This window comes from Mumia sp. zg.B21 (assembly GCF_019550855.1).
GTDB lineage: Bacteria > Actinomycetota > Actinomycetes > Propionibacteriales > Nocardioidaceae > Mumia.
In genome coordinates, this window is sequence record NZ_JAHWCJ010000001.1 from 940,166 (window position 1) to 952,915 (window position 12,750).

Below are 12,750 nucleotides of genomic sequence, written 5' to 3' on the forward strand. Positions count from 1 at the left end.
CGCTCCGTCGGTGGCACCTCCCGGTAGCGTTGACCTGTGCCTCGTGCTCTCTCCTTCGCCGACCGGACCTGGTTCCGGCGCACCGCCCTTGCTGTGGCGGCCGGCCTGGTCGTGTCGTGCGGCTTCGCGCCGGTCTCGCAGCCATGGTCCGTGTGGCCAGGCCTGATCCTGTTGGTGGTCGCCCTTCGTGGCGCGAGCGTCGGCGTGGGGGCGTGGTTGGGCTGGGCGTTCGGGACGTCGTTCCTCCTCGTCCTGCTGTCCTGGGTGCTGGTCTTCGAGATCCCCGGGGCGTACGTCGCCCTCGCCGCCTTCGAAGGCCTCTTCTACGGCGCGTTCGGTGCCGCCTTCGCGGCACTGGCGCGCCTGCGAGCCTGGCCGGTGCTCGGCGCACTGGCGTGGATGGCGGCGGAGATGCTGCGGAGCCTGTTTCCCTTCGGTGGTTTCCCGTGGGGGAGGCTGGCGTTTGCCGCGGTGGACACGCCGCTGGCGCCGATCGCGCGCTGGCTGGGGGTCTCGGCACTGTCGGGAGCGGTGTTCCTGACGGCGGCGCTGGCCGTGTGGGCGTTCTTGTGCTGGCGCGCCGAGTCGGGACGCGTGCGTCGGCTGGCTCTGGGCGCGGTGTCCGTCGGCGCTGTCTTCGCGGTCGGTGCCGTGCTTCCCGTCGGGATCGCCGGGGACGGTCGTTCGATGCAGGTGGCGATCGTGCAGGGTGACGTTCCCGGGACCGGCGCGTCCTGGTACGGCGAGCAGCGCCAGGTCCTCGAGAACCACGTCCGCGTGACGTCGGCGTACGCGGCTCAGGTGCGCAGTGGCGCTCTCCCTCCGCCCGACCTCGTCCTGTGGCCGGAGAACGCCTCCGACATCGACCCGACGACGGACCGGGCGGCGGGCGAGGCGATCACCCGTGCGGCGCGTGACGTCGGCGCCCCGATCCTGGTGGGTGCCATCCTCGATGGACCCCGAGAAGATACGGCGTACAACGCCGGCCTCGTGTGGGACCCGGTGACCGGACCCGGCGACCGCTACATCAAGCAGCACCTCGTCCCCTGGGGCGAGTACGTGCCGTTGCGGGGGTTCTCCGAGTGGCTGGTGCCGCTCCTCGCGGAGGAGATCCCACGCGACATCCTCCCCGGTGACGAGTCCGGCTCCCTCCCGATCGGCGACAGCGTCGTCGGCACGATGATGTGCTTCGACGTGGTCTTCGACGGGCTGGCCCGCAGCGCGGTGCTCGGCGGGGCGGAGCTGCTCGTGGTGCAGACCAACAACGCGACCTTCACGGGAACCTCCCAGCCCGAGCAGCAGTGGCAGATCTCGCGGCTGCGCGCGATCGAGTCGGGGCGGTACGTCGCCGTGCCGTCGACCAACGGGATCTCCGGTCTCATCCGTCCAGACGGTACGGTTCAGGCGACGGCGCCGCAGGAGGAGCCGGGCTATCTCGCCGAGGAGATCCAGGCCGCCACGGCGGTCACGACCGGCACGCGGCTCGGCATCTGGATAGAGGCGGCCGCGTCGCTCACGGTCGCCCTCGTACTGCTGAGCGGAATCCGAAGGAAGGTACGTCGACGGTGAAGTCCCTGGTAGTGATCCCCACCTACAACGAGGTGGAGAACGTCGAGTCGATCGTGGGGCGTGTCCGTGGCGCGCAGCCCGACGCGGACGTGCTCGTCGTCGATGACGGCTCGCCTGACGGGACCGGTGATCTCGCCGACCAGTTGGCCGCCGCGGACCCCTCGGTCCAGGTCATGCACCGCACCACCAAGGACGGTCTCGGCGCGGCCTACCTCGCAGGGTTCGCGTGGGGCCTCGAGCGTGGGTACGACGTCCTCGTCGAGATGGACGCCGACGGCTCCCACCAGCCGGAGGAGCTCTATCGTCTCCTCGACGCGATCGACGCCGGTGCCGATCTCGTCCTGGGCTCGCGTTGGGTCGACGGGGGTTCGGTGGTCAACTGGCCCAAGCAGCGCGAGGTGCTCTCACGCGGCGGCAATCTCTATGCGCGAGTGGCGCTCGGTCTGCCGCTGCGTGACGCCACGGGGGGATACCGGGCGTTCCGAGGCGCGGTCCTCAAGGACCTGCTGGCTGACGAGATCGCGTCGCAGGGCTACTGCTTCCAGGTCGACCTGGCCCGGCGCTCGGTCCGTGCCGGGTACGACGTCCGCGAGGTCCCGATCACGTTCGTCGAGCGCGTGGCGGGGGAGTCAAAGATGGACGGCGGGATCGTCCGTGAGGCGCTCTGGCGCGTGACGGGCTGGGGACTGCACGACCGCACCCGTTGGCTGCGCCGCGTACGCTCGTCGTAAGGCACCGAGAATTCTGAGCGTCCCGGGGCGAGAGGGGAAGTCGATGCGTCGAGGTATCGCAGCCGCGTTCTTGCTGCTGCCCGTGGCGGAGATCGCCGTCGCGGTGGGAGTGAGCCGGCTGATCGGCGTCGGCCCCACGCTGCTCGTGCTCCTCGCCCTCACCGTCGTGGGGGTGCTCGTCCTGCGCGAGGCCGGGCGTCGTGGCTGGCAGGCGATGCGTCAGGCCGCCCGTGAGGGTGCGGTGCCGACCGGTGGGGACGGGCGAGCGCTGACCGTGCTCTCCGGCATCCTCCTCGCCGTACCCGGATTCCTCACCGCTCTCGCCGGGCTCCTCTTGATGCTGCCGCCGGTCCGTCGGCTCGTGCGCAGCCGGACACGACGATGGGTCGAGAGCCAGGGCGCCTGGGTGGTCGTGGACCGCTTCGGCCGCCCAACGAGCCGAGGTGGCCGCACCGGTCCCGCGGACGCGTCGAGCACGGTGGTCCAGGGCGAGGTCATCGAGGACGACGACCTGCCGGGCAGCCGAGCGCGACCCGCTCCGGCGCCGAACACACCGCAGCGGACCTTCCCACCGCCGACCCCGTAAACGCCGGCAGGCCCGGGCACAGACAAAAGCCTGGGCCGCACCATGGGGGGAGACGGTGCGACCCAGGCGATCCGGGGGATCAGGTCGGGAGCTTGTCGGTCAGGCCGTACGCTTGCGAGCCTTGGCCTTGGCCTTGGACTTCGCCGGGCGGTGCAGGTGCGCCGGGCCGATCTCGCCGGCGCGCAGAAGCTCCAGGCGCTCGGTCAGGATCTCCTCGAGCTCGGGGATCGAACGCCGCTCGAGCAGCATGTCCCAGTGCGTACGCGGGGCCTTGACGTCCTTGTGCTCGGGCTCGGTGCCGTCGACGAGGCGACCGATCTTTCCGGTGCGCGGGTCCTCCCACTCGGCGGGGATCTCCGCGTCGTCGGCCATCGTGATCGTGAATGTCTTACCGTCAGGGAGGACGTACTCGACGTCCTGCCGCGGCGCCATCTCGACGCCACGCTCGTCCTCGAAGCTCTGGGTTCCGAGGCGCGCCCCCCGGAGTGCGCGTTCAGCCATTAATGCCCTCCCGACAATGAATCACAACATGGTGGTACGAGACGTGTCCGTTTCCGTACACGCTGTCCAACGTATCGGGGGCTCGTGAGATTCCCCTGAGAGCGAATCGTGTCCTAGGCCACGCCGTCAGACCACGGCGGGGACGGTGTTGCCGGCCTCGCGGATCGCACGTCGGGGGTCGAGCCGCGTCAGGAGTACGAATCCGACCAGGAAGAACACGATCAGCGCGAAGATCGCCGGACGGTACGACCCCGTCAGCTGGTGGACGAGGCCGAAAACCAGCGTACCGAGCCAGCTCGTCCCTCGCTCGGCGGCCTGGTAGAGGCTGAAGTACTCGGCCTCGCGTCCCTTGGGGATCATCTGGGAGTACAAGGAGCGCGACAGCGCCTGCGTGCCGCCCAGCACGATGCCGATCCCCGTCGCCATCGCGAGGAAGGGCACGACCTGGCCTGCAGGCAGGACGTATCCGACGCAGACGATGACCATCCACACGACGAGTCCGCCCATGATCGTCCGGGTCGCTCCGACGCTGCGTGCCACGCGCCCGAAGAAGAGAGCGCCCGCGATCGCGACGAACTGGACGAGGAGGATCGTGGCGATCAAAACCTCCTGCGAGAAGCCGAGCTGCTTCTGCCCGTAGATGGAAGAGGAGTAGATGACGGTCTGGATGCCGTCGTTGTAGAAGAGGTAGGCGACGAGGAAGAGCAGCGTCTGTGGATATCTCCTGAGGTCCTTCAGGGTCGTCCACAGCTGCCCGAAGCTGCGTTGGACCAGTCCGGGTCGATGCTCGGGGTCGGCGGCGACGAGGTCGGCCGGCGGATGGTCGCGAAGCCCTCGGTACGCGACGATCGTGAACCCACCCCACCAGATACCGGCCGAGAGCAGGCTGATGCGGACCGCCGTGTCGGTCCCGACGACGTCGCCCGCTCCCAGGACGAGGCCGAGGTTGAGCAGGAGCAGCACCCCTCCGCCCAGATAGCCGACGGCCCAGCCCCGGGATGACACGTGATCGCGCTCGTCCGGCTCGGCGACGTCGATCAGGATCGCGTCGTAGACCGTCAACGAGGCAGCCATGCAGAGGTTCGCGACCATCAGCAGACCCGCGCCGAGCTGCCAGTTGCTGCCGGCGACAAGGAACATGCAGCAGGTCGCGAGAGCGCCGGCCCACGCGAGGCGAGCCATCAGGGTGCGCTTGGACTCGACGCGGTCGGCGACGGCTCCGACGATCGGCAGGACCACCGCGGAGAGCAGCGTCGCGAAGGTGACGACGTAGAACACCAGCGAGCCAGCCGACAGACCGAGTCCGAGAAGGTCGACCCGGCTTGTGCACGGGTCGTCGACGGTGCCGACCCGACCGCACGCGTCCCGCTCGGCGACCGAGGTGAGGTAGGGGCCGATGAGCACCGTCCCCACGCTGGTGATGTAGGCGGAGTTGGCCCAGTCGTACCAGTACCACGCACGCTGCTCCCGGCGTCGGGCCGCTGCCGGGGTCGGGCCGCTCGTCTGTGCCGTCGTCATCGTGCGTCTCCTCCGGTCCACTGCCCGCGGGCAGTCAGGACGTCCTTCAGGACGTCGATGCGGTCACTCATCAGCCCGTCGACCCCGAGGTCGAGGAGGTGGTTCATGTCGTCGGGGTCGTCGATCGTCCACACGTGGACCTCGAGGCCGAGATCGTGGGCGGTCTCGACGAACCGAGGTGTGACGACCGACAGCCACCCCTGCCGGGTCGGCACCTGCACGCACGACGCCCCCAGCCGGCGCAGCCACGGAAGCACCCGCCACGGACGGACCGACATGCGGGCGATCTCCGGGGGAGAGGCGGACGTGGCGAGGTACGGCGCGAGCGCACGGACCCGGGAGAGACGACGGTGCGAGAACGACGCGATGCACACGCGCTCGCCGGCCCTCGCGTCGTCGATCACCCGCAGGGTGGGCGCGACCGCTGCCATCTCCTTGACGTCGATGTTGACGTGCACGTCCGGAAAGGCGTCGAGGACTTCTCGGAGCAGCGGAACGGGCTCTCGTCCGCCGATCTGGGCGCGCTCGATCGTCGAGGCGGGGAGCCGGGCGAGCTGCCCACGGTGGTCGGTGGTGCGGTCGAGCGACGCGTCGTGGAACGCGAACACCACGCCGTCCGACGACACCCGCGCGTCCGTCTCGAGGTAGGTGTAACCCAGTCGTACGGCGTTCTCGAACGCCGCAAGAGAGTTCTCGATGCCGAGGTTCGGACCGTAGTGTGCGCCACCACGATGGGCGTACGCCAAGGGCTTCGGCGAGGCGAGGAAGGGCGGCACCGCGGCTGTCACCGCCCTAGTATGCAGCCCTCTGGCTCGTCTGTCGGTTCTTCGACGACATCATGGCTCCCGGTGGCCGGCTCGTCCCTCGCCGACCACCTCCGCCTCACTCCTCAGATGTCGCGGTGCCTTCTGTCGCGCCATCCTGCGGGGCTCGGCTCCCGGTGGCCGGCTCGTCCCTCGCCGACCACCTCCGCCTCACTCCTCAGATGTCGCGGAACGTCTCGATCTCGGCCCCTAGCGCGTTCAGGCGCGTCGCGAGGTCCTCGTAGCCACGGTTGATCACGTAGACGCTTCGCAGCACCGACGTGCCCTTGGCCGCGAGCATCGCGATCAGGATGACGACCGCTGGCCGCAGCGCCGGCGGGCACACGAGCTCGGTGGCGCGCCACCGGGTCGGGCCCTCGATGAGCACGCGGTGCGGGTCGAGCAGCTTGACGTTGGCGCCGAGCTTGTTGAGCTCCGTCAGGTAGATCGCGCGGTTCTCGTAGACCCAGTCGTGCAGGAGAGTCGTGCCCGAGGCGGTCGCGGCGATGACTGCGAAGAACGGCAGGTTGTCGATGTTGAGGCCGGGGAACGGCATGGGGTGGATCTTGTCGATGGGGGCGTGCAGCACCGACGGGTACGTGGTGATGTCGACCAGCCGGGTGTGGCCGTTCTCCGCGAGGTACTCCTCGCTGCGGTCGTAGGCGAAGCCCATCTCCTCGAGCAGCGCGAGCTCGATCTCCATGAACTCGATCGGCACGCGGCGGACGGTGATCTTCGACTCGGTCACGATCGCGGCCGTGATCAGGCTCATGGCCTCGATCGGGTCCTCGCTCGGCGCGTACTCCACGTCCACGTCGATCCGCGGACGCCCGGTGACCCGGAGGGTGGTCGTGCCGATGCCCTCGATGACGACCCCGAGCCGCTCGAGGAAGAAGCACAGGTCCTGGACCATGTAGTTGGGGCTCGCGTTGCGGATCAGCGTCGTGCCGTCGTGGCGGGCCGCCGCGAGCAGGGCGTTCTCCGTGACGGTGTCGCCGCGCTCGGTGAGCACGATCGGACGGGTCGGCGACACCGACGGGTCGACGGTCGCCTGGTAGCTGCCTTCGGTCGCCTTCACCTCGAGGCCGAACGGACGCAGTGCCGTCATGTGCGGCTCCACCGTGCGGGTGCCGAGATCGCAGCCGCCGGCGTACGGCAGCTCGAACGACTGCTCGCGGTGCATCAGCGGGCCGAGGAACATGATGATGCTGCGCGTACGGCGTGCGGCCTCGGCGTCGATCGACGACAGGTCGAGGGATGCCGGCGGGATCAGCTCGAGGTCGCCCTCGTCGCCGATCCACGTCGTCTTGAACCCGATCGACTGCAGCACCTCGAGGAGCCGGTTGACCTCCTCGATGCGTGCGACCTTGCGCAGCGTCGTCCGGCCCTCGTTGAGCAGAGCGGCGCACAGAAGCGCGACGCCGGCGTTCTTGGAGGACTTGACGTCGATCGCGCCGGAGAGCTTCGTCTCGCCCGCCACGCGCAGGTGGCTCGGACCGGACGTGCCCAAGGCCACGAACTCCGAGTCGAGGGCGGCGCCGACGCGGGCGAGCATCTCGAGGGAGAGGTTCTGCTGGCCCTGCTCGATGCGGTTCACCGCACTCTGGCTCGTCTTCAGGAGATTTGCGAGGTCCGCCTGGGTCATCCCGCGGTGCTTGCGCGCATCTCGGATGAGGTTCCCGATCCGAGTGAGGTAGTCGTCAGTCATGGGCTCCACCGTATCTCAGATATGAGATAATCGTCGAGGACACGAGGTGTGATACCTCGTACGGTCACGGCTGCCCGCGCCACGGCGAAGGCACCTCGACCCACCGTACGGGGTGGTTCAATGGCGCGGTGAGCAACCCCACCGCCGTGTCGCCGACTGGCAGCGACCGTCCTGTGAACCCGTTCCTGCATGCTCTGCCGAAGGCTGAGCTGCACGTTCACCTGCTCGGAGCGGCATCTCCCGAGACCGTTCTCGGGCTCGCGCGCAGACACCCCCAGGTCGGCGTCCCGGTCGAGATCGAGGCACTCCGGGAGTTCTACCGCTTCCGCGACTTCGCCCACTTCATCGAGGTCTACGTCCAGACCAACCAGCTCGTCACCACCCCCGAGGACGTCGAGGACCTCGTCGCGGGAGTCGGGGCGGACATGGCGGCCCAGAACATCCGGTACGCCGAGCTGACCATCACCCCGGACAGCCAGCTCCTCATGGGGATCGAACCCGACGCCCTGGCCCAGGCGCTGGTCGGCGGGCGGGAGCGGGCTCGAGAGAGCGGCGTCGAGCTGGCGTGGATCTTCGACATCCCCGGCGAGCTCGGTGTGGTGTCGGGGGAGCGGACCATCGACTGGGTCGAGAAGTACGCGCCTTCGGGAACCGTCGGGTTCGGCCTGGGCGGCCCCGAGATCGGCGTCGCTCGCCCCCAGTTCGCCGAGGTCTTCGCGCGAGCCCGGGCGATCGGTCTCGGGAGCGTCCCGCACGCCGGCGAGACGACCGGAGCCGAGACCGTACGCGACGCGCTCGATGCGCTCGGAGCCGTCCGGATCGGACACGGGATCAGGGCGGTCGACGACCCGGCCCTCGTCGCAGAGCTGGCAGACCGCCGCATCCCTCTGGAGGTGGCGCCGACCTCGAACCTGCGGACGGGCGCGGTCGCCAGGATGCAGGAGCACCCGTTCGTCGCGTTGCGCGAGGCGGGTGTCGTCGTCACGCTCAACAGCGACGACCCGGGCATGTTCGACACGACCCTCGAGCACGAGTACCAGCTCGCCCACGACGTCTTCGGCCTCAGTCTCGCCGACCTCGCCGACGTCGCCCGCACCGCGGTCGACGTCTCGTTCGCGCCGGACGCGCTGAAGCTCGCGCTCCGTGACGAGATCGACGCGGTCGTCGCCGAGGCGATGCTGGAGTCCTGACCGGCGGCCTCGTCCCGGCTCAGGCGGCGACGCCCCTGCTCATCTCACACCGTCGCCGTGGCGTCCGGCCCGAGCAGCAGGGCCTCCTCTGCGCCGCCCATCTCGGCCACCCGGCCCCAGTAGATGGGATAGCCGAGGTCGGAGATGGTGCCGTCGTGGATCGGGAAGACGACCCGCGGCGCCACCGCCCGTACGAAGTCGACCGTCTCGCTCACCTTCGCCCACGGGGCGCTGAGCGGGACAGCCAGGACGTCGACCGCCCGAGGGACCGACTCGTAGGAGTCGCCGGGGTGGAACAGGCGCGTGTCCTCGGCTTCCACGAGGACGCCGACGTTGCCGATCCGGGGTATGTCCGGGTGAATCACGGCGTGCTCGAAGCCGATGCCCGTGAGGGTCAGCGACGGTCCCAGCTCGACGGTCACGTTGGCCGCGAGCGGCTGCCAGACGCCCAGACCGCCCAACGCGGCGACCGTCTGCGGCTCCGCGAGCAGCCTGGCGTCGGGGTTGGCGGCGAGCAGGCGCTCGATGCGAGCCGGATCGACGTGGTCTGGGTGCTGATGAGTGACGACGATCGCGTCCAGCCCGGTGAGGGAGAAGGCCTCGTCGCGGCTGAACGTGCCGGGGTCGATGAGGACCCGGTGCGGTCCAGACTCGACGAGGAGGGCGGAGTGGCCGAAGCGCGTGATGTCCATGGCCCTATCTAACCCCGCGGGCGCCGATCACCGTCGACGTGCGACGACCTCGAGAACGTGAGGAGCCACCCACCGCTCGCTCAGCGTCTCCCACCCTCGCAACCTCGACACGTTGCTCTCGCCGAGCCTCACAGCGACGAGGCCGTCCGGCCGCAGCGCAGCCTGGATGTGCGCCCAGAGCTGCTCGGAGCCCGATCTGAGCAGTGCGGAACGCACGTGCACCAGGTCGGCGTCGGGGAGACCGCTCAGCTGCGGCAGGCTCTCGGCGACCAGGGTGAGGCGGTCGAGCGCCTCGGTGCCGGCTCGCGCACGTACGGCGTCGCACGTGGCTGGGTCTTCGTCGATGCCGATGACTGTCCAGCCGAGCTCGAGGAGGGCGGTCGCCTCGGCGCCGGCGGCACATCCGACGACGACGGCCGTACGGCCTTTGCCGGGTCCGACGAGCGCGAGCGCGGTGGAGCACAGCGGTGGCACCGCCGTACGTCGCGGGCTGACGGTGGGGGGCCTCTCATTTCGCACATGCCGATGCTGGCACGAGGTCGCGGCGCTGTCCCAAGGGGGGAGGCCCACCGGTGTGTCGACCGTTCCCGAGTTGGGATCATCGAGCTCTCTGCCTTCCCGAAGGAGCTCTCGATGTCGGTGATGCGCTCGATCGTCCTGTTCGGCGTGGCAGCACTCTTGGAGATCGGCGGTGCCTGGCTGGTCTGGCAGGGTGTGCGCGAGCACCGGGGATGGGCGTGGATCGGTGCAGGCGTGGTGGCGCTCGGAGCGTACGGGTTCGTCGCGACGCTCCAGCCCGACGCCAACTTCGGCCGCATCCTCGCCGCCTACGGGGGAGTGTTCGTCGCCGGCTCGCTGGCGTGGGGGATGGTCGCCGACGGGTTCCGACCCGATCGCTGGGACGTCGCCGGGGCGCTGGTGTGCCTCGTCGGCGTCGGGCTCATCATGTACGCCCCACGGAATGCGTGACACGCCCTGACCGCGCCGATACTCTCCCACCTGTGAAGAGCCCTCGCGCCATGCCGGTGGAGACGCGGCGGATGTTCGTGATCGCCGCGGGCGGCACGCTGGCGGCCGGCCAGCTGGCGAGCATGGGCAGGGCCGCGGTGCCGCTCGCGCTCCTCGCACTGGCTGCCTGCGGCGTGAGGTGGGCGCGTACGGTCTTCGCCTTCGGCGCTGCCTTCTGGGCGCTCTTCGCCGTGTGGGGATGGACCTACTACGTCGTGCACGGAGGCTCTGCTCTCACGGCGGAGGAGCACCGTGTGCTCGCTGCCATGACGATGTGTGCCCTCGCGTTCCTCGCCGTGACGGCGCCGGCCGTGAAGGACTGGGTCCGTGCTCAGCCCTCGCCGCCCGCGGTCTTACCGCGTACGATCTCGCAGCTTCGATGACCTCTCAGGTCATGGTCGCTGGACGGTGGATGCGCCAGAGTGGGAGCCGTGACGACGGAGACCGTGACGAGGCAGCCCGGGGAGCGCGCCCTGGGGGACCTGCTGCGGACGTGGCGGACGCGGCGCCGCTACAGCCAGCTCGCGCTGTCGTCGGAGACCGGGATCTCGACGCGCCACATCAGCTTCGTGGAGACAGGACGGTCACGGCCGAGCAGCGACATGATCCTCCGCCTCGCGGCAGCACTGGACGTGCCGACGCGAGTGCAGAACAGGATGCTGCTCGCCGGCGGATTCGCGCCCGCCTTCCCCGAGCGCCCACTCGAGCACCGCGACCTCGAAGCGGCGCGCTCTGCGGTGCGTGAGGTCCTCGTCGCGCACGAGCCGTACCCCGCGCTCGCTGTCGACCGGTTGTGGAACATCGTCGACGCCAACGCCGGCGTACGCGCCCTGGCGGCGCTCGCCTCGCCCTCCCTGCTCGAGGGGCAGGTCAACGCGCTTCGCCTGACACTCCACCCTGACGGTCTCGCGCCGCACCTGGTCAATCTCGCGCAGTGGCGCGAGGCGGTGCTCGCCGGGTTGAGTCGCATGGCGCAGGCGCAGGGGGACGTCGAGATGCTGGCGCTCCGCGACGAGCTCGCGGGGTACGAGGTCCCCGTGACGTCGGACGCGCGGGCGCCTGATGGTGGTCAGGTGTTCGTGCCGCTGGTCGTTCGTGTCGGCGACGACGTGCTGACGTTCCTCTCGATCATCTCGACGTTCGGCACACCGATCGACGTGACCCTGTCGGAGCTGGCGATCGAGACCTTCGTCCCGGCCGACGACACGACGCGCCGGTGGCTCGGCCAGCACGTCCAGGTCACGGCCGGCTGATGGATCGCGCGGCGGAAGCGGCGATCACCCCCTTCCGTGCCCACGTACCCGACGATGCGCTCGGGGACCTGCGCGACCGTCTGCGCCGGACTCGATGGCCGGAGGCGGAGCCGGTCTCCGACTGGTCGCAGGGTATTCCGCGGGGCTACCTCCAAGACCTGTGCCGCTACTGGGCAGAGGACTACGACTGGCGGGCGACCGAGGCGCGCCTCAATGCTGTCCCGCAGTTCCGTACGCGCATCGACGGGCTCGACGTCCACTACCTTCACCGCCGCTCGCCCCACCCGTCTGCGCTGCCGGTGGTGCTGACCCACGGCTGGCCGGGCTCGGTGCTGGAGTTCCTCGACCTCCTCGATCCACTCACGGATCCGACGGCGCACGGGGGAGCGGAGGAGGACGCCTTCGATGTCGTGGTGCCCTCCCTGCCGGGGTATGGATTCAGCGGCAGACCCACGACCACCGGCTGGGGCGTCGACCGCATCGCCGGCGCGTGGGCACGGCTGATGGAGCGCCTGGGATATCGCCGTTACGGCGCCGCAGGCAGCGACTGGGGGACGAGCGTCAGCAGCGCGCTCGGGCGCCTCGATCCCGATCATGTGGCAGGCATCCACCTGGTGCCACCGCTGGCCGGTCCCGACCCCGACGACCCCTCACCGCCGACAGCCGCCGAACGCACGGCGCTGGGTGACCTCGAGCGCCGGGCCCGGCAGGAGTCGGCCTACTCGGAGGTCCACCGCACCAAGCCGCAGACGATCGGCTACGCGCTCGTCGACTCTCCGGCCGCACTCTGCGCGTGGATCGTGGAGAAGATGTGGTCCTGGACAGACCACAACGGTGACCTCCACTCGGTGCTGACGCGCGACCGGGTGCTCGACGACGTCAGCCTCTACTGGTTCACGCAGACCGGTGCGTCGTCGGCGCGGCTCTATGCCGAGAGCATCGACCTGGTGTCGCGGTGGATCAGCGGCGCTGACGCAGAGCAGGTGACGGTGCCGACCGGGGCGTCGATCTTCGGCGCCGAGGTGCCACGACCCTCACGGCGCTGGGTCGAGCGCCGCTATCCGGACCTGCGCTACTGGGCCGAGCACGCCCGTGGCGGTCACTTCGCTGCCTGGGAAGCACCCGACGCGCTCGTGGAGGACCTGCGCAGGTTCTTCCGCCCGCTCCGATGACAGCCACGGCCGCGAGAGG

14 protein-coding genes are annotated in these 12,750 nt (G+C 69.9%); 8 read left to right on the forward strand and 6 right to left on the reverse strand.

Translation table 11 applies throughout. The features are described from left to right. Positions 1-36 precede the first annotated feature (36 nt). Genes lnt through KV100_RS04605 form a run of 3 tightly spaced genes read left to right on the forward strand, consistent with a single transcriptional unit; the run spans position 37 to position 2,886 of the window. Entirely contained in the window at positions 37-1,569 is a 1,533-nt protein-coding gene (gene lnt / locus KV100_RS04595) for an apolipoprotein N-acyltransferase (RefSeq protein ID WP_220341707.1), read from the forward strand. Further along, positions 1,566-2,300 (forward strand): polyprenol monophosphomannose synthase, encoded by a 735-nt coding sequence (locus tag KV100_RS04600; RefSeq protein ID WP_308289327.1) that lies wholly within the window; start codon positions 1,566-1,568, stop codon positions 2,298-2,300. The genes lnt and KV100_RS04600 overlap by 4 nt, the downstream gene beginning before the upstream one ends. A 43-nt stretch (positions 2,301-2,343) precedes the next feature. Further along, positions 2,344-2,886 (forward strand): FxsA family protein, encoded by a 543-nt coding sequence (locus tag KV100_RS04605; protein WP_220341708.1) that lies wholly within the window; start codon positions 2,344-2,346, stop codon positions 2,884-2,886. A 99-nt stretch (positions 2,887-2,985) separates the two neighbouring features. Here KV100_RS04605 and KV100_RS04610 read toward each other — a convergent pair whose 3' ends face one another. From KV100_RS04610 to KV100_RS04625, 4 genes are all read right to left on the reverse strand, one after another. Beyond that, the gene (locus KV100_RS04610; RefSeq protein WP_220341709.1) at positions 2,986-3,387 is read right to left on the reverse strand and encodes an RNA polymerase-binding protein RbpA; all 402 of its coding nucleotides are present in this window, start codon (positions 3,385-3,387) and stop codon (positions 2,986-2,988) included. A gap of 126 nt (positions 3,388-3,513) precedes the next feature. Further along, positions 3,514-4,905, reverse strand: a complete 1,392-nt coding sequence (locus KV100_RS04615) for an MFS transporter (protein WP_220341710.1) — start codon at positions 4,903-4,905, stop codon at positions 3,514-3,516. Next, positions 4,902-5,693: a glycerophosphodiester phosphodiesterase gene (locus KV100_RS04620; RefSeq protein WP_308291332.1), complete on the reverse strand. Its 792-nt coding sequence runs from the start codon at positions 5,691-5,693 to the stop codon at positions 4,902-4,904. Before KV100_RS04620 ends, KV100_RS04615 begins: the two co-directional genes overlap by 4 nt. A 193-nt stretch (positions 5,694-5,886) precedes the next feature. Beyond that, positions 5,887-7,416 carry a UDP-N-acetylglucosamine 1-carboxyvinyltransferase gene (locus KV100_RS04625; RefSeq protein WP_220341711.1) on the reverse strand — a complete coding sequence of 510 codons (1,530 nt, stop codon included), beginning with the start codon at positions 7,414-7,416 and terminating at the stop codon, positions 5,887-5,889. A gap of 128 nt (positions 7,417-7,544) precedes the next feature. Here KV100_RS04625 and add point away from each other — a divergent pair, with 128 nt between their 5' ends. After that, on the forward strand, positions 7,545-8,606 hold the full coding sequence (gene add, locus KV100_RS04630) for an adenosine deaminase (protein ID WP_308291333.1): 1,062 nt from the start codon (positions 7,545-7,547) through the stop codon (positions 8,604-8,606). Positions 8,607-8,650: 44 nt separating this feature from the next. On the opposite strand, the gene KV100_RS04635 is transcribed toward add, so the two are convergent. Together KV100_RS04635 and KV100_RS04640 are read right to left on the reverse strand one after the other, a co-directional pair. Next, positions 8,651-9,298, reverse strand: a complete 648-nt coding sequence (locus tag KV100_RS04635; RefSeq protein ID WP_220341712.1) for an MBL fold metallo-hydrolase — start codon at positions 9,296-9,298, stop codon at positions 8,651-8,653. A gap of 27 nt (positions 9,299-9,325) precedes the next feature. Further along, positions 9,326-9,817 carry a methyltransferase domain-containing protein gene (locus KV100_RS04640; RefSeq protein ID WP_220341713.1) on the reverse strand — a complete coding sequence of 164 codons (492 nt, stop codon included), beginning with the start codon at positions 9,815-9,817 and terminating at the stop codon, positions 9,326-9,328. 114 nt (positions 9,818-9,931) lie between these two features. On the opposite strand from KV100_RS04640, the gene KV100_RS04645 reads away from it, so the two are divergent. Genes KV100_RS04645 through KV100_RS04660 form a run of 4 tightly spaced genes read left to right on the forward strand, consistent with a single transcriptional unit; the run spans position 9,932 to position 12,731 of the window. After that, positions 9,932-10,267, forward strand: coding sequence for a YnfA family protein (locus tag KV100_RS04645; RefSeq protein ID WP_220341714.1), 336 nt, complete (start codon positions 9,932-9,934; stop codon positions 10,265-10,267). 32 nt (positions 10,268-10,299) lie between these two features. After that, complete coding sequence (locus tag KV100_RS04650) at positions 10,300-10,689, forward strand: hypothetical protein (RefSeq protein WP_220341715.1); 390 nt, start codon at positions 10,300-10,302, stop codon at positions 10,687-10,689. A gap of 48 nt (positions 10,690-10,737) precedes the next feature. Beyond that, positions 10,738-11,559, forward strand: coding sequence for a helix-turn-helix domain-containing protein (locus tag KV100_RS04655; RefSeq protein ID WP_301022448.1), 822 nt, complete (start codon positions 10,738-10,740; stop codon positions 11,557-11,559). Continuing rightward, positions 11,559-12,731 carry an epoxide hydrolase family protein gene (locus KV100_RS04660; RefSeq protein WP_220341716.1) on the forward strand — a complete coding sequence of 391 codons (1,173 nt, stop codon included), beginning with the start codon at positions 11,559-11,561 and terminating at the stop codon, positions 12,729-12,731. The genes KV100_RS04655 and KV100_RS04660 overlap by 1 nt, the downstream gene beginning before the upstream one ends. The last annotated feature ends 19 nt before the right edge of the window (positions 12,732-12,750 follow it).

Coding starts and splice junctions, on each gene's coding strand:
- KV100_RS04625 (WP_220341711.1), bottom strand. CDS start 7,416: ATGACTGACGACTACCTCACTCGGATCGGGAACCTCATCCGAGATGCG.
- KV100_RS04605 (WP_220341708.1), top strand. CDS start 2,344: ATGCGTCGAGGTATCGCAGCCGCGTTCTTGCTGCTGCCCGTGGCGGAG.
- KV100_RS04635 (WP_220341712.1), bottom strand. CDS start 9,298: ATGGACATCACGCGCTTCGGCCACTCCGCCCTCCTCGTCGAGTCTGGA.
- KV100_RS04660 (WP_220341716.1), top strand. CDS start 11,559: ATGGATCGCGCGGCGGAAGCGGCGATCACCCCCTTCCGTGCCCACGTA.
- KV100_RS04610 (WP_220341709.1), bottom strand. CDS start 3,387: ATGGCTGAACGCGCACTCCGGGGGGCGCGCCTCGGAACCCAGAGCTTC.
- KV100_RS04645 (WP_220341714.1), top strand. CDS start 9,932: ATGTCGGTGATGCGCTCGATCGTCCTGTTCGGCGTGGCAGCACTCTTG.
- KV100_RS04615 (WP_220341710.1), bottom strand. CDS start 4,905: ATGACGACGGCACAGACGAGCGGCCCGACCCCGGCAGCGGCCCGACGC.